This window comes from Kribbella qitaiheensis (assembly GCF_042657745.1).
GTDB lineage: Bacteria > Actinomycetota > Actinomycetes > Propionibacteriales > Kribbellaceae > Kribbella > Kribbella qitaiheensis.
Genome location: NZ_JBHSKE010000042.1, coordinates 12,388 through 35,153, shown reverse-complemented (window position 1 = coordinate 35,153; position 22,766 = coordinate 12,388). Strand labels below are relative to the sequence as shown.

21 protein-coding genes and 2 tRNA genes are annotated in these 22,766 nt (G+C 67.7%); 17 read left to right on the top strand and 6 right to left on the bottom strand.

Annotated elements, in window-relative coordinates; all coding sequences use genetic code 11:
• Window positions 1-256: 256 nt before the first annotated feature.
• The 3 genes from ppdK to ACFPJ1_RS26360 all read left to right on the top strand — a co-directional run bounded on the left by ppdK (window position 257) and on the right by ACFPJ1_RS26360 (window position 5,040).
• Window positions 257-2,941 carry a pyruvate, phosphate dikinase gene (gene ppdK / locus ACFPJ1_RS26370; RefSeq protein ID WP_380107892.1) on the top strand — a complete coding sequence of 895 codons (2,685 nt, stop codon included), beginning with the start codon at window positions 257-259 and terminating at the stop codon, window positions 2,939-2,941.
• Between the two features lie 880 nt (window positions 2,942-3,821).
• Window positions 3,822-4,613 carry a class I SAM-dependent methyltransferase gene (locus ACFPJ1_RS26365; RefSeq protein WP_380107891.1) on the top strand — a complete coding sequence of 264 codons (792 nt, stop codon included), beginning with the start codon at window positions 3,822-3,824 and terminating at the stop codon, window positions 4,611-4,613.
• Window positions 4,614-4,761: 148 nt separating this feature from the next.
• Entirely contained in the window at window positions 4,762-5,040 is a 279-nt protein-coding gene (locus tag ACFPJ1_RS26360; protein WP_380107889.1) for a YciI family protein, read from the top strand.
• Between the two features lie 18 nt (window positions 5,041-5,058).
• On the opposite strand, the gene ACFPJ1_RS26355 is transcribed toward ACFPJ1_RS26360, so the two are convergent.
• On the bottom strand, window positions 5,059-6,279 hold the full coding sequence (locus ACFPJ1_RS26355) for a hypothetical protein (protein WP_380107888.1): 1,221 nt from the start codon (window positions 6,277-6,279) through the stop codon (window positions 5,059-5,061).
• A gap of 152 nt (window positions 6,280-6,431) precedes the next feature.
• Here ACFPJ1_RS26355 and ACFPJ1_RS26350 point away from each other — a divergent pair, with 152 nt between their 5' ends.
• Window positions 6,432-7,958 carry a helix-turn-helix domain-containing protein gene (locus tag ACFPJ1_RS26350; protein WP_380107886.1) on the top strand — a complete coding sequence of 509 codons (1,527 nt, stop codon included), beginning with the start codon at window positions 6,432-6,434 and terminating at the stop codon, window positions 7,956-7,958.
• Here the strand turns inward: ACFPJ1_RS26350 and ACFPJ1_RS26345 are convergent.
• Together ACFPJ1_RS26345 and ACFPJ1_RS26340 are read right to left on the bottom strand one after the other, a co-directional pair.
• Window positions 7,923-8,777: an alpha/beta fold hydrolase gene (locus tag ACFPJ1_RS26345; protein ID WP_380107885.1), complete on the bottom strand. Its 855-nt coding sequence runs from the start codon at window positions 8,775-8,777 to the stop codon at window positions 7,923-7,925. The genes ACFPJ1_RS26350 and ACFPJ1_RS26345 overlap by 36 nt on opposite strands.
• The gene (locus tag ACFPJ1_RS26340) at window positions 8,774-9,367 is read right to left on the bottom strand and encodes a TIGR03086 family metal-binding protein (protein WP_380107884.1); all 594 of its coding nucleotides are present in this window, start codon (window positions 9,365-9,367) and stop codon (window positions 8,774-8,776) included. Before ACFPJ1_RS26340 ends, ACFPJ1_RS26345 begins: the two co-directional genes overlap by 4 nt.
• Window positions 9,368-9,484: 117 nt before the next feature.
• On the opposite strand from ACFPJ1_RS26340, the gene ACFPJ1_RS26335 reads away from it, so the two are divergent.
• Window positions 9,485-10,117, top strand: coding sequence for a TetR/AcrR family transcriptional regulator (locus ACFPJ1_RS26335; protein WP_132296810.1), 633 nt, complete (start codon window positions 9,485-9,487; stop codon window positions 10,115-10,117).
• Here ACFPJ1_RS26335 and ACFPJ1_RS26330 read toward each other — a convergent pair.
• Window positions 10,057-11,334: an MFS transporter gene (locus tag ACFPJ1_RS26330; RefSeq protein WP_380107882.1), complete on the bottom strand. Its 1,278-nt coding sequence runs from the start codon at window positions 11,332-11,334 to the stop codon at window positions 10,057-10,059. The genes ACFPJ1_RS26335 and ACFPJ1_RS26330 overlap by 61 nt on opposite strands.
• Window positions 11,331-11,915: a helix-turn-helix domain-containing protein gene (locus tag ACFPJ1_RS26325; RefSeq protein WP_380107881.1), complete on the bottom strand. Its 585-nt coding sequence runs from the start codon at window positions 11,913-11,915 to the stop codon at window positions 11,331-11,333. Before ACFPJ1_RS26325 ends, ACFPJ1_RS26330 begins: the two co-directional genes overlap by 4 nt.
• An 84-nt stretch (window positions 11,916-11,999) precedes the next feature.
• On the opposite strand from ACFPJ1_RS26325, the gene ACFPJ1_RS26320 reads away from it, so the two are divergent.
• The 10 genes from ACFPJ1_RS26320 to ACFPJ1_RS26275 all read left to right on the top strand — a co-directional run bounded on the left by ACFPJ1_RS26320 (window position 12,000) and on the right by ACFPJ1_RS26275 (window position 20,282).
• Complete coding sequence (locus ACFPJ1_RS26320; RefSeq protein ID WP_380107880.1) at window positions 12,000-12,608, top strand: dihydrofolate reductase family protein; 609 nt, start codon at window positions 12,000-12,002, stop codon at window positions 12,606-12,608.
• Between the two features lie 101 nt (window positions 12,609-12,709).
• Complete coding sequence (locus ACFPJ1_RS26315) at window positions 12,710-13,138, top strand: nuclear transport factor 2 family protein (protein WP_380107879.1); 429 nt, start codon at window positions 12,710-12,712, stop codon at window positions 13,136-13,138.
• 107 nt (window positions 13,139-13,245) lie between these two features.
• Window positions 13,246-14,499, top strand: a complete 1,254-nt coding sequence (locus ACFPJ1_RS26310; protein WP_380107877.1) for a deoxyguanosinetriphosphate triphosphohydrolase — start codon at window positions 13,246-13,248, stop codon at window positions 14,497-14,499.
• Window positions 14,500-14,641: 142 nt separating this feature from the next.
• Window positions 14,642-15,883, top strand: a complete 1,242-nt coding sequence (locus ACFPJ1_RS26305; RefSeq protein ID WP_380107875.1) for an NAD(P)/FAD-dependent oxidoreductase — start codon at window positions 14,642-14,644, stop codon at window positions 15,881-15,883.
• Between the two features lie 44 nt (window positions 15,884-15,927).
• A complete protein-coding gene (dnaG, locus tag ACFPJ1_RS26300) occupies window positions 15,928-17,829 on the top strand; it encodes a DNA primase (protein ID WP_380107873.1) in 1,902 nt (633 codons plus the stop codon).
• Window positions 17,830-18,015: 186 nt separating this feature from the next.
• Entirely contained in the window at window positions 18,016-18,300 is a 285-nt protein-coding gene (locus ACFPJ1_RS26295; RefSeq protein ID WP_380107870.1) for a class I SAM-dependent methyltransferase, read from the top strand.
• Window positions 18,225-18,437, top strand: coding sequence for a hypothetical protein (locus ACFPJ1_RS26290; protein WP_380108159.1), 213 nt, complete (start codon window positions 18,225-18,227; stop codon window positions 18,435-18,437). Before ACFPJ1_RS26295 ends, ACFPJ1_RS26290 begins: the two co-directional genes overlap by 76 nt.
• Before the next feature lie 147 nt (window positions 18,438-18,584).
• Window positions 18,585-19,523 (top strand): sigma-70 family RNA polymerase sigma factor, encoded by a 939-nt coding sequence (locus ACFPJ1_RS26285; protein WP_380107867.1) that lies wholly within the window; start codon window positions 18,585-18,587, stop codon window positions 19,521-19,523.
• A 29-nt stretch (window positions 19,524-19,552) separates the two neighbouring features.
• Window positions 19,553-20,095: a hypothetical protein gene (locus tag ACFPJ1_RS26280; RefSeq protein ID WP_380107866.1), complete on the top strand. Its 543-nt coding sequence runs from the start codon at window positions 19,553-19,555 to the stop codon at window positions 20,093-20,095.
• 114 nt (window positions 20,096-20,209) lie between these two features.
• A tRNA-Asn gene (locus ACFPJ1_RS26275) sits at window positions 20,210-20,282 on the top strand.
• A 57-nt stretch (window positions 20,283-20,339) separates the two neighbouring features.
• On the opposite strand, the gene ACFPJ1_RS26270 is transcribed toward ACFPJ1_RS26275, so the two are convergent.
• Window positions 20,340-20,483 carry a hypothetical protein gene (locus ACFPJ1_RS26270; RefSeq protein WP_199234819.1) on the bottom strand — a complete coding sequence of 48 codons (144 nt, stop codon included), beginning with the start codon at window positions 20,481-20,483 and terminating at the stop codon, window positions 20,340-20,342.
• A gap of 179 nt (window positions 20,484-20,662) precedes the next feature.
• Between ACFPJ1_RS26270 and ACFPJ1_RS26265 the strand changes: the two genes are divergently transcribed.
• Window positions 20,663-20,736 (top strand) — tRNA-Ile (locus ACFPJ1_RS26265).
• 104 nt (window positions 20,737-20,840) lie between these two features.
• Window positions 20,841-22,505, top strand: coding sequence for a GntR family transcriptional regulator (locus ACFPJ1_RS26260; RefSeq protein ID WP_380107864.1), 1,665 nt, complete (start codon window positions 20,841-20,843; stop codon window positions 22,503-22,505).
• Window positions 22,506-22,766: the final 261 nt, after the last annotated feature.

The following is a 22,766-nucleotide window of genomic DNA, read 5'->3' as shown; positions in this document are numbered from 1 at the left end:
AAGGTGGGTTACTCCCTGCCTTTGCGTTTCCTCGGAAAAACCTGCCGTTGTCCATGGTTGTCAACGGGGTAAGGGTTTTCCGGCCATCGACATGTGGGCAGCGTCACCATCTCATCGTGAGACCAGTGTTCAACTGGACTAGTTTTTGGGCTTACTCTGAAAAGACGCCCTCGCCACTGGAGTCGTCGGGCCAGCGGTCACCACGCCGCGACCGGACAGAGCGACCACTCGCCGCCCATATCCTCAGGGAGTCACCGTGCCGAAACTCGTCTACGACTTCGCCGAAGGCAACAAAGACATGAAGGAGTTGCTGGGCGGCAAAGGGGCAAATCTCGCCGAGATGACCAATCTCGGTCTGCCCGTGCCACCTGGATTCACCATCTCCGCCGAGGCCTGCAAGGTGTTCCTGGCGACCGGCTCGGTGCCGCCCGAACTGGCCGACGAGATCGACCACCACGTCGACTCGCTGCAGCAGAAGATGGGCAAGAAACTGGGCCAGGCGGACGACCCGCTGCTCGTGTCCGTCCGCTCCGGTGCGGCCGTGTCGATGCCCGGCATGATGGAGACGGTGCTCAACGTCGGCCTGAACGACGACTCCGTGAACGGCCTCGCGCACCACTCCGGCAACCCGCGGTTCGCCTGGGACGCGTACCGCCGGCTGATCCAGATGTTCGGCAAGACCGTGCTCGACATGGACGGCGACGTCTTCGAGGACGCGATCGAGGCGGCCAAGAGGGCCAAGGGCACGAAGAACGACCTGGACCTCGACGCCGACGACCTCAAGGCGTTGGTGGGGACCTTCAAGGCCGCCGTCCAGGAGCACACCGGCCGCGAGTTCCCGCAGGACCCGCGCGAGCAGATGGACCTGGCGATCGAGGCGGTCTTCGGTTCCTGGAACTCCCAGCGCGCCATCCTCTACCGCCGCCAGGAGCGGATCGCCACCGATCTCGGCACGGCGGTGAACATCTGCTCGATGGTGTTCGGCAACCTCGGCATGGACTCCGGCACCGGCGTCGCCTTCACCCGTGACCCGTCCAGCGGCCAACCCGGCGTGTACGGCGACTACCTGCAGAACGCGCAGGGCGAGGACGTCGTCGCCGGCATCCGCAACACGGTCCCGCTGGCCGAGATGGAGCAGCTGGACAAGAAGTCGTACGACGACCTGATGGCGATCATGGCCAAGCTGGAAGGCCACTACCGCGACCTGTGCGACATCGAGTTCACCGTCGAGCGCGGCAAGCTCTGGATGCTGCAGACCCGCGTCGGCAAGCGGACCGCGGGCGCCGCCTTCCGGATCGCGACCAGCCTGATCGACGAGGGCATGATCGACACCGACGAGGCGCTGCGCCGGGTCAATGGCGCCCAGCTCGCCCAGTTGATGTTCCCGCGGTTCGACAGCGACGCGGACAAAGACCTGGTCACCAAGGCGATCGGGGCCTCCCCGGGCGCCGCCTCCGGCAAGGTCGTCTTCACCTCCGCAGCAGCGGTCGAGGCCGCCGACCGGGGCGAGAAGGTGATCCTGGTCCGGCGCGAGACGAACCCGGACGACCTGCACGGCATGATCGCCGCCCAGGGCATCCTGACCAGCCGCGGCGGCAAGACCTCGCACGCGGCGGTAGTTGCCCGAGGCATGGGAAAGACCTGCGTCTGCGGGGCCGAGGAGCTCGACGTCGAGGTCGCCGCCGGCAAGATCACCGTCCACGGTACGACGATCGCCGCGGGTGACGTGATCTCCATCGACGGAACCACTGGCGAGGTGTTCCTCGGCGAGGTCCCGGTGGTCCCCTCCCCAGTGGTGCAGTACTTCGAAGGCTCGCTGGCTCCCGATGCCGGTGACGAACTGGTGGCCGCGGTGCACCGGCTGATCACCCACGCCGACGAGATCCGGCGGCTCGGCGTACGGACGAACGCGGACACTGCCGACGACGCGAGCAGAGCCCGTCGGTTCGGTGCCGAGGGCATCGGTCTGTGCCGCACCGAGCACATGTTCCTGGGGGAGCGACGCGAAGCGGTCGAGCGGTTGATCCTCGCCGACGACGCGGCGGAGCGCGAGGCCGCGCTGGCCGAGCTGGAACCCTTGCAGCGTGGGGACTTCCTAGAGCTGCTGACGGCGATGGGCGGGCTGCCGGTGACGATCCGGCTGATCGACCCGCCGCTGCACGAGTTCCTGCCGTCGATGGAGGAGCTCGCGGTCAAGGTCGCGATCGCCGAGGAGCGGGGCGAGGACCCGGGCCGCAACAAGGCCTTGCTGGCCGCAGTCGAGCGGCTGCACGAGCAGAACCCGATGCTCGGTCTGCGCGGGGTGCGGCTCGGGCTGGTCGTACCGGGGTTGTTCGCGATGCAGGTCCGGGCGATCGCCTCGGCGGCGGCCGAGTTGCGCAAGCAGGGCAAGGATCCGCGTCCCGAGATCATGATCCCGCTGGTCGGCGCCGTCCAGGAACTCCAGCTGGCCCGCGACGAGGTGGACGCCGTCCTCGCCGAGGTCGACCGGTCGACGGAGGCCGACGGCACCGGCGGGGTGGAGTGGAAGACGCCGATCGGGACGATGATCGAGCTGCCGCGCGCCGCGGTGATCGCGGACCAGATCGCCGAGGCGGCCGACTTCTTCTCCTTCGGCACCAACGACCTGACCCAGACCACCTGGGGCTTCAGCCGGGACGACGTCGAGGGCGCGTTCTTCTCCAGCTACCTGGAGAAGGGCATCTTCGCGGTCTCGCCGTTCGAGTCGATCGACCGGGAAGGGGTCGGCGCGCTGGTCCGGACCGGTGTCGAGCGTGGTCGCGCGGCCAAGCCCGACCTCAAGCTCGGCATCTGCGGCGAACACGGCGGCGACCCGGACAGCATCCACTTCTTCCACGAGGTGGGCCTGGACTACGTCTCCTGCTCGCCGTTCCGAATCCCGGTGGCGCGCCTGGAAGCCGGCCGGGCCACCCTGCTCTAGTCCTCGACGGGCACCGCCCCGGCCCGATCGATCGGGCCGGGGCGGTACGCCGGTAGGGGGCGTTCGTCCGGGTATGGGTGCGGGTGGTTCCGCGGGCTCCGCTGCGTGATGGTGCTAGTCGTGCTGGTGTGCGTCAAGAGCGCCTTCGGCGTCCCTTCGGGATCGGAACAAGTTCCGACTCTTGACCCACCCCATCCCGACCAGGGAAGGACGCAGCTACGCGGATCCCGCGGGGAGGTCTGAGCCGGGTTGGGGTGGTGTTTTCGGGGGTGGGGTGTACCGAGCGACAGGTAGTGCTGGGGGGGGTCGCGGAGGTTCCAGGCGTGGGGTGCCTGCCGGGGTTGTGGGTGCGGCGACTACTACCTGTCGGTCGGTACGCCAGCCGCCTCCGGAGTGGGCTTTCGCCCCGGTGGGTGGCGGTTTCGCCTGCGCGGGCGGTGGTTGTGCCGATTCGGAGGCTGGCGCTGGCGGGTTGTTCGGCCACTGCCGGGTTGTTCGTCCACTGGCGGGTTGTTGGCCGGGTGGGCGGGTTGGTCGGCGGCGTGTGGCTCGTTTCGGGGGTCCGCTGGATGGTTGTTCGACCACTGGCGGCTTGTTTGGCGACAGCGGCCGAACAACCCGTCATCGGGCAGGCCGATCGCCGGCCGAGCCCTGATGGCGTGCAGTTGTGGGGACTTGGGACACCTCGCGGGGACCGAGGACACCTCCTAGGGGCGCGAGGATCCGGTGGGCGGTGCGGTTGCGGGGACCTGGGACACCTCGAGGGGAGTTGGGACAGGCTGTTTCGTGTCCGAGGTCCCGCGTTGGTGTCCGAGGTCCCGTCTTCGTTCGGCATCCAAATTCATCGAGCTGCGGGCCGTCATGCACTAGCGTCCACCCCATGAGCCGGCAGGAGTTGCGCAAGACGTTCGGCGAGGACGCGGAACTGTACGACCGGGTCCGGCCGGTCTACCCTCACAAGTTGTACGACGACCTCGACCGGCTGCTCGGGAATCCGACCCGGCCGAGGGTGCTGGAGATCGGGCCGGGCACCGGCCAGGCGACCGCGCCGATGCTCAAGCGCGGCTGGTCGGTGAAGGCGGTCGAGCTGAGCCCGGACCTCGCCCGGGTCGCGCGGGCCAAGCTCCCGGACCTGGAAGTGATCACGGCCGACTTCGAGAGCTGGCCGTTGCCGGCGGAGAGGTTCGACCTGGTGCTGTCCGCGACGGCGTTCCATTGGATCGACCCGGACATCCGAGTGCAGAAGGCGGCCGAAGCGCTGCGCCCGGGCGGGATGCTCGCGGTGATCTCGACCGAGCACATCGCCGGTGGCAGTCACCAGTTGTTCGTCGCCTTCGAGGACTGCTACCAGCGCTTCAACCCGGACCCTCCCGGCGAGGGCCTGCTCCCCGCGGACGCCATACCGGCTGACTCGGCGGAGTTCGACTCGAGCGGGCGTTTCGGGCCGGTGGAGTTCCGTCGTTATGAGTGGGAACGGCGCTACACGACCGCGGAGTACCTCGATCTGCTGTCGTCGTACTCGGGACATCGGGCCTTGACAGATGAGGCTCGTGACGGACTGTACGGCTGTGTCAGCGCTCTCATCGACGCGGCGGGTGGCTCGATCACGAAGCGTTACCTTACTCAACTGGCTGCAGCAAATCTCCTTAACCAACCTCTTGCATCCAGCTGATTGAGTGGTCAAGATATCCGAGCGGGAAGGGCGATCACTCGTCGACTTTCGGGTCTGACCTGAACCAGCCGCTGTGGCGGCTCGTGACTCCCTTCCCGCACCAAACTTCTCCTCGCGAGCCGCGAGCCTCCCTTATAAGGTCGACGGCATGGCTCTCTTCGCACTCCAGCTGACCTTCACCGACACCGACCGGCGGATGCAGATCCGCCCGGCCCACCGGGAGTACCTGACCACGTTGCGGGAGGCCGGGAAGCTCCTCACCGCAGGGCCTTTCGCCGACCAGAGCGGCGCGCTGCTGATCTACGACGTCGCCGACGAGGCCGAGCTTCGCGAAATCCTTGCCAACGACCCCTATACGCCGGCAGACGTCTACGAGATCGCGTCGCTGCAGGAGTGGCAGCCGCTCTTTCCGGTCAAGCCCGAATAAGGGCCGGGCGGGTCGAGCTCAGACTTCGGTCGGCTCCAGGTCGAGGAAGTCGACATACGCCCACAGCCACACGAGCGGCGCAAGCACCATCTCGGCATCGCCCTGGTCGTCGGCTACGAACAGCATCGACCCGTCGCCTCTGGAGATGTCCTCGAGCACCGTGCCGCAGACCTCGACCGCCGCCTCGAAGGTCCGCACCTGCGGGCCGCTCTCCCACAACGGATGGGGGAGCGGCAGCACCGGCGCTTCGTCGGTGCCGTCCAGGTCCACCGAGACCTGCTGCAGCATCTCGTACAGGTCGTAGGAGATCAGCCCGGCGAACGGGTTCCCGTCGACGCCGATCAGGTACGGGTCGTCGGCGCCGTCGCGGAACGCCTCCCGCACCAGCGGCAGCGCGGCCGCCAGATCGGACATCTCGATGTACGGCGCCTCGTGGGCCTCCTCGTCCTCTTCCTCGAGCTCACCGCTGCGCATCTGGTCGAACGAGTGGAGCAGATCGCTCAGCTCGTGGTAGGCGCCGCTGCCAGGAGCAGCCTGGGCGCGCTTCTCGAGATCGCGCAGGTGCTCGACCAGGTCGTCCTCGAAGTGCAGGTCGAACCGCGGCAGGCCGGGCTCGCGGCCGGCGTTGATCTGCGCGACGAGCTGGGTGGAGATCGGCCCGAGCCGCTCGGCCAGCACCTCCAGCGGGGTGGTCGGCTTCTCCTCATCGTCGGCCACGCAGGAGTCGTCGTCGGTCTTGCCCTCGTTCTCCATCGCCAGCAGCACGGAGAAGGCCGGGAACGCGATCAGCGCCGCGCTGGCGAGCATCCCGTCGCCGATCAGCATCAGTGGGTTGCCGCCCGCCTCGGTCCGGCGCAGATGATCGGGCAGCAGTACTGCGGCCTGCTCGACGTTGACCTGACTCGCCAGCGAGGACAGCCCGTGGTCCGTGTCGACGCCCAGTTGCTCGACCAGCGTCTCGGAGCTCATGTCGAAGTTGGAGCGCAGGTAGTACCGCAGCCAGCCGGCGTCGACCGGGTTGCCGAGCAGCTCGGCGATCCGGGCGCGGAAGTCGGCCAGGTCGGCGATCGCCAGCACCACAAGGACGGGCTGGTCGCCGTCGCCGATCACCAGCGGCCGGGTGTCGCCGTTGTGGAAGCCGTCGATGACCGCGGCCAGACCGTCGGCCGCGGCCTCCAGCGGCCAGGACTCCGCCTCGAACTCGGTCACACCTGACGAGGTGCCGACGTCGTCGGGCATCTGCTGGTCCTCTCCGGGCGGGGCGGGGTGGCGTCTACTGTAGGGGGCCGCGGTGTGACCGGGGGTGCCCGGTCGGTGCGGCGTGACATTGGCTACGCTGTGACCGGCGGGTCGATGAAGCGATATCTCACATGTGAGATAACGTGCGGCGCATGACTGACGACTACCTGAGCCGGATCGGCAATCTCATCCGGGACGCCCGTAAGCACCGTGGCTGGACACAGACCCAGCTCGCTGATGTGCTCGGCACCAGCCAGAGCGCGGTGAACCGGATCGAAAAGGGTCATCAGAACCTCACTCTCGAGATGCTCGCCCGGATCGGCGAAGCACTCGACTCCGAGATTGTCTCTCTCGGTGGCGGCCCGGTCCACCTCCGTGTCGTAGGCGGACGCCGGCTGTCCGGATCGATCGATGTGAAGTCCAGCAAGAACGCCGGGGTCGCGCTGCTGTGCGCCTCGCTGCTGAACAAGGGGCGGACCACGCTGCGCAAGGTCGCCCGGATCGAAGAGGTCAACCGGCTGCTCGAGGTGCTGAACTCCATCGGCGTCCGAACCACTTGGCTGAACGACGCCGGCGACCTGGAGATCGTGCCGCCGGAGCACCTGAATCTGGCCGCGATGGACGCCGAGGCGGCCCGTCGTACCCGCAGCATCATCATGTTCCTCGGACCGCTGCTGCACCGCGAGGACACCTTCCAGCTCCCGTACGCCGGTGGCTGCGACCTCGGCACCCGAACGGTCGAGCCGCACATGTCGGCGCTGCGCCCGTTCGGCCTGGACATCAAGGCGACCGGCGGCGAGTACCACGCGCTGGTGAACCGGGCCGTCACGCCGGGCAAGCCGATCGTGCTGACCGAGCGCGGCGACACCGTGACCGAGAACACGATCATGGCCGCGGCCCGGCACGACGGCGTCACCGTGATCCGCAACGCGAGCTCGAACTACATGGTCCAGGACCTCTGCTTCTACCTCGATCTGCTCGGCGTGAAGATCGACGGCGTCGGCAGCACCACGCTGACCGTGCACGGCAAGCCGGAGATCGACGTGGACGTCGACTACGCGCCGTCGGAGGACCCGATCGAGGCGATGAGCCTGCTCACCGCCGCGATCGTGACCGGCTCCGAGATCACCATCCGGCGTGCGCCGGTGGAGTTCCTCGAGATCGAGCTCGCGCTGCTCGAGGAGATGGGCCTGGACTACAGCCGCTCCGAGGAGTACCTGGCCGAGAACGGGCGGACCCGGCTGGTCGACCTGACCACCCGGCCGTCCAATCTGCACGCGCCGATCGACAAGATCCACCCGATGCCGTTCCCCGGCCTGAACATCGACAACCTGCCGTTCTTCGCGGTGATCGCGGCGTCCGCGACCGGGCAGACGATGATCCACGACTGGGTCTACGAGAACCGCGCGATCTACCTGACCGACCTGAACAAGCTCGGCGGCCGGGTCAAGCTGCTCGACCCGCACCGGGTGATGGTCGAGGGCCCGACGCACTGGTCCGGCGCCGAGATCATGTGCCCGCCGGCGCTGCGCCCCGCGGTGGTCACGCTGATCGCGATGATGGCGGCCAAGGGCACCTCGGTACTGCGGTCGGTCTACGTGATCAACCGCGGCTACGAGGAACTGGCCACCCGGCTGAACTCGCTAGGCGCCCAGATCGAGACGTTCCGCGACATCTGAGTCCACGCTGAGTGAGTCCTGAACGAAGGCCACGGCCTCGGTGATCACCTCCGGATCGGTCATGATCCGGCGATGACCGAGGCCGTTGGTCTGCAGGAAGTGCGCCCGCGGCCCGTACTTCGCCAGCAGCACCGGCGCCTGGGTGGGATCCACGACGTCGTCCTCGTCGTTGTGGATCGCCAGCAGATCGACGTCGCCGGCGGCCACGGAGTACCTGGTCCAGATCCCGTCGTCCCCGTCGAACAGCCGGCGCTCGATCGAGCGCCGCAGCGACGCGTTCGCCTTGGCTCCGAGTCCGAGCTCCCGGCAGAAGGCGTCGGCGAGATAGCCGAAGTCGGCGAGGCCGCTGATCGTGACCACGCGCTCGACATAGACACCCTCGCGGATCGCGTACAGGACGAAAGGCACGCCGAGGGAGTGTGCGATCGCGCCCTCGAACCGTCCGTGCCGGTCCTGCAGACCCCGGATGATCCGCTGGTGATCGAGGATCGTGCCCGCTGGGCCGGGGGAGTCGCCGTGCCCGGGTGCGTCGTACGAGACCGGGCTGTAGCCGAGCTCGACCAGGCGCGTCACGAACTTGTGGAACCGGGATGCGCGGGAGCGCCAGCCGTGCACGAGCAAGACCGGCCGGGCGCCGTCGCCCCACGCGTAGGTGACGACTTCATCTACCACCTCGACCGTGGCTGCCTCGTGGACCTCGCGTTCGCTCTCGCGCACCTGGCCGCGCTTGAACGGCCGTCGCCACAGCTCGAACGCGACCCGTCCCGCGATCGTCGGCGGCAACACCTTCAAGCTCGCCCGCACCACCTCGAGGATCATCGCGCGCTCCACTTCGGGTCGCGCCCGACCAGCCCGAGCAGCCGCTCGCTCGCCGGAGCGTCCGCATCCACCGGTACTGCGGCCGCGAACGCGCCGCCCGCGGGTCGCTCGACCGGGAACAGCGGACTCAACCGCAGGGCGGCTTCGGCCAGCTCGTCGGGAATGGGGTCGGGCCGTCCGATCGCTCGCGCGACGTCCCACGCGTGCACCAGATAGTCGACGAAGTGCATCGCCACGGCGACCCGGCCGGGGAACACCCCGAACTCCCGAACCTCCACCTGCCGCTCCAGTACGTCGTACTCCGCGAAGGCAGTGGTGACCTTCTCGACCGAGGCCGGGAACTTCGCCAGCGTGATCTCGTCGGGTGGTCCGGGCTTCCACGCGACGCGATCGATCACGCCCGTCGCGTTCGCCGCGAAGCCGCGGTTCTCCGCGACGAGGTGAGCGATCAGCTCGCCAAGATTCCACTCCGAGCATGGCGTGGGCAGCTCGAGTTGGTTCGGCCGGACGGCGGTGGCTGCGGCCAGGCAGAGGGCCGTGGCGGTCTGGTCGAGGGTGCGGGGATCGAGGTCGCTCAGCACTGAGGTCATGAGGGTCCGTTCCTGGCAGCTAGGGAAGCTTTATGGAAACTATACGAACGATCGTATTATTAGTTTGTGTCTGTGCTCCCGTCAACCGAACTAAGATCGCCCGAACAGGAGGTGGCGGTGGAGACGCGTGTCGACGGACGGCTGGTGCGAGGCGACCAGACCCGGCGGGCCGTACTGCGCAAGGCGGTCGACATCGCCTCGGTGGACGGCCTCGAAGGGTTGTCGATCGGCCGGCTGGCCAAGGAGCTGGAGATCAGCAAGAGCGGCCTGTTCGCGCACTTCGGCTCCAAGGAGGAGTTGCAGCTGGCGACGATCCGCGCGGCCCGGCGGATCTACGCGACCTCCGTCGTCGAGCCCGCCTTCGCGGTCGAGCCCGGCCTCGGCCGGGTCTGGGCGTTGAGCGAGAGCTGGCTCGAGTACTCGAAGCGCCGCGTCTTCCCGGGCGGCTGCTTCTTCGCCAAGGCCTCCCACGAGTACGGCGCCCGCCGCGGCCCGGTGCACGACTTCCTGGCCGAGGTGAACCGCGAGTGGATCCAGCTCGTCGAGCAGACAATTACCGAAGCGGTCGATCGCGGCGAGCTCGCAGCCGATCCGGTGCAGCTGGCCTTCGAGCTCAACGCCTTTTACGACTCCGCGAACATGGCATCGCTACTACGGGACGGCGACGGCCGGGTCTATGCCCAGGCGCGTCAGTCCATCCGTGCCCGACTCGAAGCCGCAGCCACCGCCGGTACTGCGCTGCCGTGGTGATCGGGTAGATCCCGCGCTCCCCTGATCGGGGAGAAAAGCAGGATCAGGCCGGCCAGGGGGACACCAGCGGTGGTGATCCACAGCGCCGTACGCAGGCCCAGTACTTCGCCGAGGGTGCCGCCGAGGACGGCGCCGAGGGGGATCGTGCCGAAGTTGAGGAACGACGCGCTCGCTGCGAGGCGGCCACGGAGTTCGGGTGGGCAGTAGGACTGGTGGAAGGTCGCCTTGATCGTGTTGCCGCCGACCACTCCGACACCAACGCAGAATCCGCCGACCATGTAGAGGGTGAGTCCTGCGCCCTTGCTGGTCAGGGGAATCAGGAGGGCCGCGGTCGGGAGGATCAGCTCGAACAGGAGGGTGGCGCGCGCAGTACCGACTCTGGCGGCGATGCGGCGGGCTGCGAAGGCGCCGGCGACTCCACCGCTGCTGGCGACGGCGATCATCGCGCCGACCACACCTGCCGAGACGCCGACCTCGCGGACCAGGAAGACCACGATGATCGACTGGTAGCCCATCAGCGCGAGGTTCGAGACGCCGCCGAAGATCGTCAGGGTGCGGAGCCAGACGTCACCGGCGACCAGCCGAAGCCCGGCGAGGACCTCCTTGGCCAGGGCTGGGTGGTCCGCCTTGTGGATAGGTGGCTCGCGGTGGCGGATCAGGGTCAGGCAGAGCAAGGCGATGAGGAAGGTTGAGGCGTCGACGAGTATGCCGTTGACGGCTCCGGTCAGCTGGACAATCAGGCCGCCGCAGCCGACTCCGGCGATCTGTGCCGCGGAGGCGCTGCCGTGGAGCTTCGCATTGCCTTCGGCCTGGTCCTGTGGCTCGAGGAGAGTCGGGAGGTAGGCGGTGTAGGCGGTCTGGAAGAGCACGGCCGCGACGCCTGTCAGGACCGAGATCGCCAGCAATAGTTGGACTGTGAGCAGGTCCGCTCCTGCTGCGAGGGGAACGGTGGCGAAGAGGAGCAGGGAGGCGGCCGAGGCGACCTGGATGAGCGGGCGGCGGGGGAGGCGGTCGACCCAGGCGCCGACCGGCAGGCCGATGACAAGCCACGGCAGCCAAGCGGCGGCGCTCAGCAGTCCGACCTCGAAGGTGGTTGCCTGTAGCACCGATACGGCGATCAGTGGGAGCGCGACGGTTGACACCGCACTGCCGAACCTGCTGACAGTCTCGCCCGTCCAGAGCAACCGGAAGTCGCGATGGCGGACCAGCAGGCTCATGCCGGCCGCCGCGGGAATGACTGCAGCTGCACGACGACAGGCATAGCCCTCTCGTCCCCGGTGCCTTCCTCTGCTAGGGCTGTCCTGTTCTCCTCGGTGTGGCGGTCGATTACCGCTGTGAGGTCGTCGTTAAGTGCGATCAGTTGCTCCGGAGTGAGCTTGAGGTCTCGCCAGTCGGAGAGTGCCGCCGCGTGCTGCCACTCGCCGGGCCAGTCCTCGGCGACATACCGCCGCACGCGCTCGAAGTACTGCTCCACCAAGTGCCGCAGGTAGACCTTGAGTGCCCCACTGGTCTCGGGGTCGTCGCGGAAGTCGGCCGGGTTCAGCACGGTCTGCCTCTGCGGCACCTGCCACCAGCGTTCGCGTTTGGTCCCGCGGTCGACCTCTTCCTCGATGTAACCGTGCTCCGCGAGCAGCCGCAGGTGCCAGCTGATCGTGCCCGTGCTCTCGCCGAGCCGCGCCGAGAGGCCAGTCGAGGTCGCCGGTCCGTCGAGCTCCAGCAACTCGAGGATCTGCATGCGTAGGGGATGTGCGAGTCCGCGGAGGCTGCGCGCGTCGATCCGGCGCATCGGTCGGTCCATGGCTCTCACGGTAACTTGCCAAGAGTTCTCTGCAAAGGGTCCTCTGGAAGTCTTCTGTCGGTGGCGATCTCTAGGTTCAGGGACATGCGGCCTCATGTGGTGGCTCATCTGGCGGTCTCGATCGACGGTGCGACAACGGGGTTCGAGGCCGATCAAGCGCGCTTCTACGCGATGGCGACGCTGTGGCAGGAGGACGTGACGCTGGTCGGCGCGGACACGATCCTGGCCCAGGAGAGCGCGGTCCGAGCCGCCGAGCGGCCGGGTCCACGCGCCGCCGGCCCAGTGCTCGCGGTGGTGGACAGCCGCCACCGCGTCCGCTCGCTGGAGATCCTGCGGGAGCTCGGCCACTGGTCGGACGTGATCGCGCTGTACGCCGACCAGACCCCGGCGCGGGAACCGGACAGCACGATCCAGGAGCTCGTCACCGGCTACGACCGGGTCGACCTCACCGAGGCCCTCGAGTTGCTCGGCCGGAGGGGCGCTCAGGTCGTCCGCGTCGACAGCGGCGGCGCGCTGGTCGGAGTACTGCTGGAGTTGGGGTTGATCGACGAGGTCAGCCTGCTCGTGCATCCGGTCGTGGTCGGCTCGGCTCCCCGGTGGCATGGGTCGTTCGGCGATCGCCTGGACCTGCGGCTCGCCAACAGCGAGACCTTCGAAGGCGGCGTCGTCTGGCTCCGCTACTGCACCGCCTGATCCTGTCCTGCGGGCTCGCTTTGAGGTCCGGGGGTTTGAACGGCTGATGTAACTGGGTACACTGTACGAAGTTTGGTTCTCGACCGTGTGGAGGAGTTCGTTTGAGCGAGACGCAGAGCATGCCCAGCACGTCCGGGTTCGTGCCGGACGCGGCGGATCTAGCCGGCGTCCAGGCCTGGTTCGAGCGGTACGACGGGCTGGCGGCGGCGCAGGACTACGAGGGGATGGCCGATCAGGCGGTCTTCCCTCTGAACGAGGTGACCGACGACGGCAAGGGGCACGCGAAGGCGGAGCAGTTCGACCGGCTCGGCTTCGTGGCCCAGATGGCCGAGGTGATGGGCGGCGGCGGTGACGTGACGATGGAGACGACCCGGACGCCGCACTTCCTGTCCGACAGCCTGGTCTTCGTGATCACCGACGGCACGATGACGTACGGCGGCCACACCCAGCCGATCCGGTACGGCGACCTGCTGCTCAAGGTCGACGGCGAGTGGCACTTCCAGACGATGGTCCAGGGCGGCTGGGGCTGACCGTCTGCTTGCGTCCGAAGAACCGCGGAGACGGCTCGGCAGTTCTTCGGACGCAAGCCAACTGGAGTTGGGGAAAGTGTCGGTCGGGGTGGTTAGTGTGGGCCCTGATGAGGAAGCAGCATGAGGGGTATGACGAGCACGACGCGGAGCGGTGGGTGGCGGAGCCGGTCAAACGGCCCGGCCGCACAGCCTTCGCGCGCGACCGTGCCCGCGTGCTGCACAGCGCCGCGCTCCGCCGGCTCGCCGCCAAGACCCAGGTGGTCACGGCCGGCAGCGACGACTTCGTCCGGAACCGGCTGACTCACAGCCTCGAGGTCGCCCAGATCGGCCGCGAACTGGCGAGCACCCTGGGCTGCGACCCCGACATCGTGGACGCGGCCTGCTTGGCGCACGACCTCGGCCACCCGCCCTTCGGGCACAACGGCGAGCGGGCGCTGGACCAGTTGGCCGAGGAGATCGGCGGCTTCGAGGGCAACGCCCAGACCTTGCGACTGCTGACCCGCCTTGAGTCGAAGACGTTCGACCCGGCCGGTCGCAGCGTCGGGCTCAACCTCAGCCGCGCGACTCTCGACGCCGCCACCAAGTATCCGTGGCTCCGGCGTGACGGGGAGCGCAAGTTCGGCGTGTACGACGACGACGCCGAGGTGTTCGACTGGTTGCGCCGCGGGATGGATTCCGACGCCGGCCCGGGCCCGCAGTACCGGCGGTGTCTCGAGGCGCAGGTGATGGACTTCGCGGACGACGTGGCGTACTCCGTGCACGACGTGGAGGACGGGATCGTTGCCCACCACATCGATCTCGACGAGGTCCGCGCCGAGCGGGCGCCGTACTGGGACACGGTGCGGCGGTTTTACTTGTCCGAGGCAACGGATGCGGAGCTCGACGAGGGCTGGCGGCGGCTGACCGGGCTGCCGTACTGGCCGAGGGCGGCGTTCGACGACAGCCGGCGCTCACTCGGCGGCCTGAAGGACCTGACCAGCCAGCTGATCGGCCGGTTCTGTACTGCGGCCGAGCAGGCGACGCACGCGCAGTTCGGCAGGTCCCGGCTGATTCGCTACGAAGCCGACCTGATCGTGCCGGACGGGATCCGCACCGAGATCGCGCTGCTCAAGGGCATCGGCATGTTCCACGTGCTCAACTCGCCGGAGCGGCAGGCTCGTCGCGCGGTCCAACGTGAACTGCTGACCGAACTGGTCGAGGCGCTCTGGAAGACGGCGCCGCGTCACCTGGATCTGCCGTTCGCCACCGACTTCACCGAGGCGGCCGACGACAACGCCAGGCTCCGCGTGATCATCGACCAGGTCGCCTCTTTGACCGACCCCTCAGCCCAGGCCTGGCACGCCCAACTCGTCACCCGCTGACGGGGTCAGAGGGCCGGCTCACTCGCAGGACCGCACCACGCGCGGGCCGATTCCCGCGCGGACCGCGTCCGCAGGGGGTCTCCTGCCGTCCGCATCTCCGGATGAACGCGCCCGAAGACGCTTGAAGGATTAATGTCTTGCCATGAGCGACTCAGAGCGGATGGTAATCGTCGGAGCGAGCCTGGCGGGCGCGACCGCGGCGGAGACGCTGCGGACCGAGGGCTGGACCGGACCGATCGTGCTGATCGGGGAGGAGAACGAGCTGCCGTACGAGCGGCCCCCGTTGTCCAAGGGCGTGCTGCTCGGCAAGGACCAGCCCGAGGTCGCTCAACTCCACGACCGCGCTTGGTACGACGACAACAACGTGGAACTGCGCCTCGGCTCGAAGGTGACCGCGATCGACACGGGCGCCCGCAAGGTGACGCTCGCGGACGGCTCCGAGGTCGAGTACGACAAGCTCCTGATCGCCACCGGCAGCCGCGTCCGCAAGCTCGACGTACCGGGAGCGGACCTGCCCGGCATCAACTACCTGCGGACCGCAACGGAGTCCAAAGCCCTCACCGACGCGTACGCCGCGAAGCCGCGGGTGGTCGTCGTCGGCGCCGGGTGGATCGGCCTGGAGGCGGCCTCGGCTGCGCGCGAGCGTGGCTCCGAGGTCACCGTGATTGAGCCGCAGTCGACCGCTCTCGCGTCGGTGATGGGGGAGCAGGTCGGGGAGCTGTATGCGGACCTGCACCGTCAACACGGTGTCGACCTGCGCTTCGGTGTCGGCGTCGAGGGCTTCGAAGGTGAGGACCACGTGACCGGAGTGCGCACCTCCGCCGGCGACGTGCTCCCGGCAGACCTGGTGGTGGTCGGAGTCGGCGTGCAGCCCAACACCGAGCTCGCCGAGGCCGCTGGCATCGAGGTCGCCAGCCCCGAGGACGGCTCGGGCATCCTGACCGGGCCGGACCTGCGCACGTCCGTGCCGGAGGTCTACGCCGCCGGCGACGTGGTTCGTTGGGATCACCCGCTGCTCGGCCACTCGATCCGCGTCGAGCACTGGCAGAACGCCAAGGACAGCGGCAAGGTCGCCGCCAAGTCGATGCTCGGCCAGAAGGTGACCCAGGACGCGCTCCCATACTTCTTCACGGATCAGTACGACCTGGGCATGGAGTACGCCGGCGACGTACCGCGCGGCACGTCGTACCACGTGGTGCTCCGGGGCGACCCGGCGTCGGGCGCGTACCTGGCGTTCTGGCTCGACGACGACAACCACGTGCTGGCCGGCATGCACGTGAACACCTGGGGCTCGCTGGACGCGGTACAGGACCTGATCCGCTCCAAGAAGCAGGTCGACCCCGATCGTTTGGCCGATTCGTCCGTGGAGCTGTCGGAGGTCTAGGGCCAGTGGTCCCGATCGTTGCGGCTGGACCGTAGACTCACCGCGTGGCAGGCAGGATCAAGGAAGAGGACATCGCGCTGGTGCGCGAGCGTGCTCGGATCGACGACGTGGTCGGCTCGTACGTGACCTTGAAGAACGCCGGCGGTGGGTCGCTCAAGGGGTTGTGCCCGTTCCACGACGAGAAGTCGCCGTCGTTCAACGTCACGCCGGCCCGGGGCTTCTTCTACTGCTTCGGCTGCCAAGAGGGCGGCGACGTCATCGACTTCATCCAGAAGATCGACCAGATCAGCTTCCACGAGGCGGTCGAGACGCTGGCCGCGAAGGTCGGCATCCAGCTGCGCTACGAGGACTCGGGCGCACCGATGCCGCGGTCGCAGCCGAACCAGCGGCCGCGGCTGGTCGAGGCCCACAAGGTCGCCGCGGAGTACTACGCCGAGCAGCTCTTCGGAGCGCCGGAAGCGATGCTCGGCCGGCAGTTCCTGGACAAGCGCGGCTTCGACCGGGACGCGGCGGCGCAGTTCGGCGTCGGGTTCTCCCCACGCGGTGGCGAGGCGCTGACCGCACACCTGCGCGGCCGCGGCTTCTCCAACAGCGAACTCGTCGCCTCGGGACTCGCCGCGGACGGTCAGCGCGGGCTGTACGACCGCTTCCGCGGCCGGCTGATGTGGCCGATCCGCGACGCCGGCGGTGACGTGATCGGCTTCGGCGCGCGCCGGCTGTTCGACGACGACAAGATCGAGGCGAAGTACCTCAACACGGGTGAGACCGCGATCTACAAGAAGTCCAAGGTCCTGTACGGCGTGGATCTCGCGCGCCGGGAGATCGCCAAGGGCCGCCAGGCCGTCGTGGTCGAGGGCTACACCGACGTGATGGCGTGTCACCTGGCCGGAGTACAAACCGCTGTCGCGACGTGCGGTACTTCTTTCGGCGAAGACCACGCGCGGGTGCTCCGGCAGTTGCTGCTGGACCACGACCAGTTCCGCGGCGAGGTGATCTTCACCTTCGACGGGGACAGTGCCGGTCAGCGGGCTGCTCTGAAGGCCTTCGAGGGCGATCAGGCGTTCGCGTCGCAGACCTACGTGGCGGTGGAACCGGACGGGCTCGACCCGTGCGACCTGCGGCTGCAGAAGGGTGATGCGGCTGTCCGCGAACTGATCGGGCGGCGGGTGCCGCTGTACCGGTTCGTGCTGTCCAACGTGTTGTCGAAGTACGACCTCGACCGGGCGGACACGCGGATCGACGCGCTGCGCGACGCGGCTCGCCTGGTGATCTCGATCCGGGACCGGTCGAAGGTGGACGCCTTCACGCGCGAACTGGCCGGGCATCTCGGCATGGAGGTCGACCAGGTTCGGACCGAAGTACACCGCGCTGCTTCTCGTCCCGCGCCGGCGCCGTCCGCTCCTGACCGCGGGCCCGTCCAGGTGACGACCGAGGCGCCCCCGCCGCCGCGCGTGGACCTGCCGTCGCCGCGGGACCAGCGGTTCGTGATCGAGTGGGACGTCCTGAAGATCCTCATGCAGCACCCGCGGCTGGTGGGTGCTTCCTTCGACGAACTGGACGACCAGGACTTCACGCATCCCTGGCTGGCCGCAGTACGCACCGCCATGGCGAAGGCGGGTGGGCCGGCGCTGGCTGCACCGGGGGAGACGTGGGTGGTCGCAGTACGGGAGGCCATGGGCAACGATCCGGCCGCTGCTGTGGTGAGCGCCCTTGCGGTGGATCCGCTGCGGCTCGGGCGTGAGCCTGATGAGCAGTACGCACGAGCCCACGTTGCTCGGCTGCAGGAGCTCACCTGCCTGCGCCGCATCGCTGACCTGAAGTCGAAGCTCCAGCGCACCAACCCGATCGACCGGGCCGACGACTACAACCGCATGTTCGGCGAACTCATCGCGCTCGAGCGCTACCGCGCCGAACTCCGCGAACAAGCCATCTCCGGCGCCATCTGACGCTTTGATGCGCAGCTTCGAGGATCTGGTCGCGGAAGGGAACTCCGTACCGACCGAGGGGTGGGACTTCTCCTGGTTCGGGGGGCGCGACTGAGCAGCGGCCCTCCTGGGCATATCAGCGGTTGATCGGGCGAGCGGCTGGCGGGTCTCGAGTCGGCGCTCGATCTGCAGACCGGTGGCGGTGAGGTGCTCGCCGGGGTGCCTGTGGCGCCGCCTCGGCTTGTCGCGACCGAGTCGTCGGCGCCGAATTTGGAGATCGCTCGCCGCAATCTGGCGCCGCATGGCGCGTCTGTCGTCTCAGTGGAGGATTGGGAAGACCTGCCGTTCGACTCTTCGTCCTTCGATCTCGTCATCAGCCGACACCCGACGGTGACGATGGGGGCGGGCTCGAGGTGGTGGAATTGCGGCCGGAGAGCCTGCGGCTCGAGTTCTTCGACATCGCGGCCGTCGTGGACTTCCTGCGCAAGGTGATCTGGATCGTGCCGGGCTTCACAGTCGAGGCGTACGGCGAGCAGTTGCGCGCGTTGCACGAGCAGATCGAGGCGGACGGGTCGTTCGTGGCGACCACCGAGCGGTTCCTGATCGAGGCTCGCAAGCCCGCAGGGTAAGGCATATCGGGTGGTCGCCGTTGGCGGTCATCCACAGGCTGTCTGTTACTTCGCGGTTACTTGGTGTGGTTGTCCACCGATTCTGAAGTCGTCCGTTCCGAGCGGATGAATCGCGGCAGTATCCCTGGTGACAGAGGGGAAACCGACATGGCCGAGCTGGACTGCGACTCCGCCGATGTGAACGCGCTGGTGGCGTATCTGCGCGGGATCGGACGTCATGAACTACTGACCGTCGAGGAGGTCAACGAGCTTTCTTACTGGATCGAGGCGGGTCTGCTGGCCGCCGAGCGCTTACTCGAGGCTCCGGACCGTCCGAGTATCGCGGACCCTTCGAGTAGCGCGGACCCTTTGAGCAGCGCGGACTCTCCGAGCAGCGCGGACCTGGAGGCGGTTGTCCTGCTCGGCGAGGCGGCGCGGCAGCGAATGATCGAGGGGAACCTCCGGCTGGTCGTCTCACTGGCCAAGCGCTACACCGGGAAGGGGATCTCGCTGCTCGACCTGATCCAGGAGGGCAATCTGGGGCTGATGCGGGCGGTGGAGCGGTTCGACCACAGGCTGGGAAACCGGTTCTCGACGTACGCGATCTGGTGGATCCGTCAAGCCATCGGCCGCGCGATCTCCGACCGGTCGCGGCTGGTCCGGATGCCGGCCCAGGCGTACACCGACGCCGGCCGCGTCACCGCGGTACAGCGCGAGCTCACTCAACGGCTGGGCCGCGAGCCTTCCACCGCCGAACTGGCCGTCGGTGCGTCCTTGACCGTCGCCCGGGTCGAACGCGCGCACGCCTGGAAGGTCCGGCCGGAATCCCTCGATCTGGACGAGACCGACCAACTCGTGGACGACGAGGCAATCGTCCTGCGAGCGGCCCTGCGGCGTGACCTGCACTATCAGCTCGAGTTCCTGGACGACCTCAAACAGGCGATCCTCGGGCTGCGCTTCGGCCTGCGGGGTGTGGCGGAGTCCACAGTCGAGGAGACCGCGGTGATCCTCCGGCTCGATCCTGACCGTGTCCGCACCCTGGAGGCCGAGGCCCTCCGCGAGCTCCGAAGGAGGTGCCGCATCGGTTTGCGGGAGTACGCCGCCTGACGCTTGGACCCGACTGCGATCATGGCGCTGTGCTGAAACTTCGTCGTACGTCGTGGCCGCGGGAGCTCACCGAGGCGGTCCAGGTCGCTTCCAGGCACTCCCCGGGCGGCAAGGAGGACATCCTGGCCGCAGTACAGCTCACCGACGGCCAGTGGGTCGCCGGCGGTCGTGCGGCGGTGTATCTCCCGACCGGTACGGAGGGTACCGTCCGCCGGGTCGGCTGGGAGAAGATCGAACGCGCCGGCTGGGACTCCGAGGCGTCCGTCCTGCACGTCTACGAGACCACCGCCTTCGGTACTCCGCTGCGCGCCACCGAGCTCAAGGTCGACGACCCGGGCCGCTTCGGGCAACTGCTCCGCGAGCGCATCGACGCGAGTGTCCTGATCCAGCGTCACGTCCCCCTGGCCGGCAAGAAGGGCGTCCGTGTTGTCGGCCGCCGCAACCCGGCCGACCCGAACGACACGGTCTTCTGGAATTTCGTTCTGGACAAGGGATTGGAGCCCGATCAGCCAGGTGTCGTCGACGGCGCCGAGGCGGCTCTCGCAGCGGTCCGCGACGAGTTCGGAATCTGACCCGGAAGCGACCCCAGACCCCCGGTCCGGCAGGCGAATCCCGTTTTTGTAGTTCGCCGACCGCCTGCTAACCTACTCAGGTCTTCGGGGATCGAGGGCAGGGAAGTAGAACGATCCCGCGTAGCTCAATTGGCAGAGCAGCCGGCTGTTAACCGGCAGGTTACTGGTTCGAGTCCAGTCGCGGGAGCAACCAAGAAGGCCGGTTCCACTCAGGAACCGGCCTCTTCGCCGTCCAGGGGCCCTGTCAGCCGCGATTCTCCTTGCGCTTGTCGATAGCCCGCTGAATCCGGTGCTGCGGCTGCCCGGTCAGCTTCGCGATCAACGGCACCCGATACTTGTATGCCGCCACCGCACCCACAATGAGCACGAGCAGAATGAACCAGCCCATCAGACTTTCCCTTCGTAGGACCTGACCCCCATCATCCCCCACCCCAGGCCCACACCCGGTCCGTCATCCCCCTGACCCACCCCTGGTTTCCCCGCCCCGGCCCCCCGCAGTACGGCAAGCCCTCTCTCCCCACCCCCACCAAACCCGATACCATCTGCGAGCGCATCCTTCCGCGCACGGGGGCGGTAGCTCAGCCGGTTAGAGCAGGGGACTCATAATCCCTGGGTCGTGGGTTCGAGTCCCACCCGCCCCACAACGAGACATTGCAGGTCAGGGCGGTGTTCGGCACTTCTCGCCCCCACTGTTCAACGGTCCGCGTGGTGCGGCTCATGGTGCGAAAAGCGTAGGATGCCTGTCATGACCGGTGGTGCGGCGCCTCGCCGACGGCAGCGTGGAGCAGTAGAGAAACTGCCGTCCGGGTCTCTACGCGTCAAGGTCTACGCCGGCCAGGACCCGGTTACGAAGAGACGTCTCTACCTAGACGAGGTCGTATCGCCCGGTCCGAAGCAGGCTCGGGAGGCGGAGCAGGCGCGAACCCGCCTGCTCAACCAGGTCGACGAGAGACGCAACCCCAAGACCCGTGCGACGGTCTCACAGCTCGTCGAGCGGTACTTCGAGGTCATCAACGTCGACGTGCAAACGATGAGGGGATATCGCTCGAAATACGACAACCACGTCGCGCCGCTGATCGGAGCCCTGTCCCTCGGCAAGCTGGATGTCGAGGTCCTCGATTCATTCGGCGCCGTACTGCGGACGTGCAGAAAGCACTGCGGGGGACAGAAAGGGCTAACCGACCACAGGACGACCCGAGATGGGCACGTCTGCGACGAGCACCGAGGTGAGCCATGCTCGCCGCCCAATCCCGACGCGTGCCGCGCCTGCCGTCGAGCCTGCAAACCCCATGTCTGTAAGGGTCTTGGAAGCTCGACTATCCGCGAGATCTACTCAATCCTTAGTGGTGCGCTCGACCGGGGAATTACGTGGAAGTGGATAGCTGTCAACCCTGCCGATAAAGCCGACAGACCATCACTGCCGCACCCGGACCCGCGCCCACCAACTGCCGCCGAGGCAGCTCAGCTCATCAACTACGCCTACAGCCGCGACCAGGACTGGGGAGAGTTCGTCTGGGCCAAGGCCAACCTCGGCACCAGGCGCAGCGAGCTCTGTGCGCTCCGCTGGGAGCATGTTGGCCTAGAGCCTGGCAAGCACGTAGTGGAGATCCGTCAAGCGCTCTACAAAGACGATGATGGCGTGTGGCGGGTCAAGGACACCAAGACCCATCAGCAACGGCGGATCGTGCCCGACATCGAAACCGCACACATGCTGATCGAGCGACATGAGCGCAAGCGGGCTGAAGCTGCCGCGGCCGGCATCGTCCTTAGTCCGAAGGCCTTCGTCTACTCACCGATGCCGGACGGCCTCACGCCGATGAACCCGGACACGATGACGCAGCGATACGACCGCATGGCCCAGCGTTTCGGTATCGCGACTGGCTTGAAGCACTTACGGCACTACAACGCCACCGAACTCATCGCCGGCGGCGTCGACCCTCGGACAGTCGGTGGCCGTCTCGGCCATGGTGGTGGTGGAACCACAACCCTCAGGGTCTACACGGCGTGGTCGGCAGAGGCGGACCAGCGAGCAGCGGCAAACGCACCTGTCCGTATGCCGCCGCGACCCGGCAGTAGAACGGAGAGCGGTGAGATCGTGGCCGCCGCGGAGGTTCGAGCGCTGACGGAGGCGCACAGCGAGCCTTACCGTCGAATAGCCGCCGATATCCGCGGCGCAATCAGCAGCGGGATCCTGCAGCCTGGCGACCCGATCCCTTCTGAGAAGGAGTTGGCCGCGCGGTACGGCGTCGCCAAGAGCACGGCACATCGTGCCCAGGCTCTCCTGATCGTTGAAGGTTTGGTTCTCGGCGAAGCCGGGAAGAGGCGCACCGTCGCCCCTGCCGACGGGACGGGCGGCGGAGTTAGCGGCCAGCGCGAAGGCGTCGAAGCCACGAATCATGTCCTGCGCTGATTGGCGTAGTGCTGCTGCCAGTGCCTCGGGGCTCCTCGTCGAAGAGCAGGCCCAGATCAGCGCGGAGTGCCGCGCGAAGCTCGTTCTTGCGCAGCCAGATCTGGTGCGTGGCCTCCGAGTACTCATTACCGTTGGCAGGAGCGTCACTCACCAACTTAACAGCGCGCCTAAGTTCTAGAAGGCAACGATGTGCGCGGGCTGACAGCAGCAGGCCGAGTTCGCCGGCATGCGCGTGATCAACCCTGGTGATCGCCTCGCGCA

Excerpts from the sequence above, each read along its gene's own strand:
- ACFPJ1_RS26365 (WP_380107891.1), top strand. The coding sequence starts at position 3,822 with ATGAGCCGGCAGGAGTTGCGCAAGACGTTCGGCGAGGACGCGGAACTG.
- ACFPJ1_RS26360 (WP_380107889.1), top strand. The coding sequence starts at position 4,762 with ATGGCTCTCTTCGCACTCCAGCTGACCTTCACCGACACCGACCGGCGG.
- ACFPJ1_RS26355 (WP_380107888.1), bottom strand. The coding sequence starts at position 6,279 with ATGCCCGACGACGTCGGCACCTCGTCAGGTGTGACCGAGTTCGAGGCG.
- ACFPJ1_RS26350 (WP_380107886.1), top strand. The coding sequence starts at position 6,432 with ATGACTGACGACTACCTGAGCCGGATCGGCAATCTCATCCGGGACGCC.
- ACFPJ1_RS26345 (WP_380107885.1), bottom strand. The coding sequence starts at position 8,777 with ATGATCCTCGAGGTGGTGCGGGCGAGCTTGAAGGTGTTGCCGCCGACG.
- ACFPJ1_RS26340 (WP_380107884.1), bottom strand. The coding sequence starts at position 9,367 with ATGACCTCAGTGCTGAGCGACCTCGATCCCCGCACCCTCGACCAGACC.
- ACFPJ1_RS26330 (WP_380107882.1), bottom strand. The coding sequence starts at position 11,334 with ATGAGCCTGCTGGTCCGCCATCGCGACTTCCGGTTGCTCTGGACGGGC.
- ACFPJ1_RS26325 (WP_380107881.1), bottom strand. The coding sequence starts at position 11,915 with ATGGACCGACCGATGCGCCGGATCGACGCGCGCAGCCTCCGCGGACTC.
- ACFPJ1_RS26320 (WP_380107880.1), top strand. The coding sequence starts at position 12,000 with ATGCGGCCTCATGTGGTGGCTCATCTGGCGGTCTCGATCGACGGTGCG.
- ACFPJ1_RS26310 (WP_380107877.1), top strand. The coding sequence starts at position 13,246 with ATGAGGAAGCAGCATGAGGGGTATGACGAGCACGACGCGGAGCGGTGG.
- ACFPJ1_RS26305 (WP_380107875.1), top strand. The coding sequence starts at position 14,642 with ATGAGCGACTCAGAGCGGATGGTAATCGTCGGAGCGAGCCTGGCGGGC.
- ACFPJ1_RS26285 (WP_380107867.1), top strand. The coding sequence starts at position 18,585 with ATGGCCGAGCTGGACTGCGACTCCGCCGATGTGAACGCGCTGGTGGCG.
- ACFPJ1_RS26270 (WP_199234819.1), bottom strand. The coding sequence starts at position 20,483 with ATGGGCTGGTTCATTCTGCTCGTGCTCATTGTGGGTGCGGTGGCGGCA.
- ACFPJ1_RS26260 (WP_380107864.1), top strand. The coding sequence starts at position 20,841 with ATGACCGGTGGTGCGGCGCCTCGCCGACGGCAGCGTGGAGCAGTAGAG.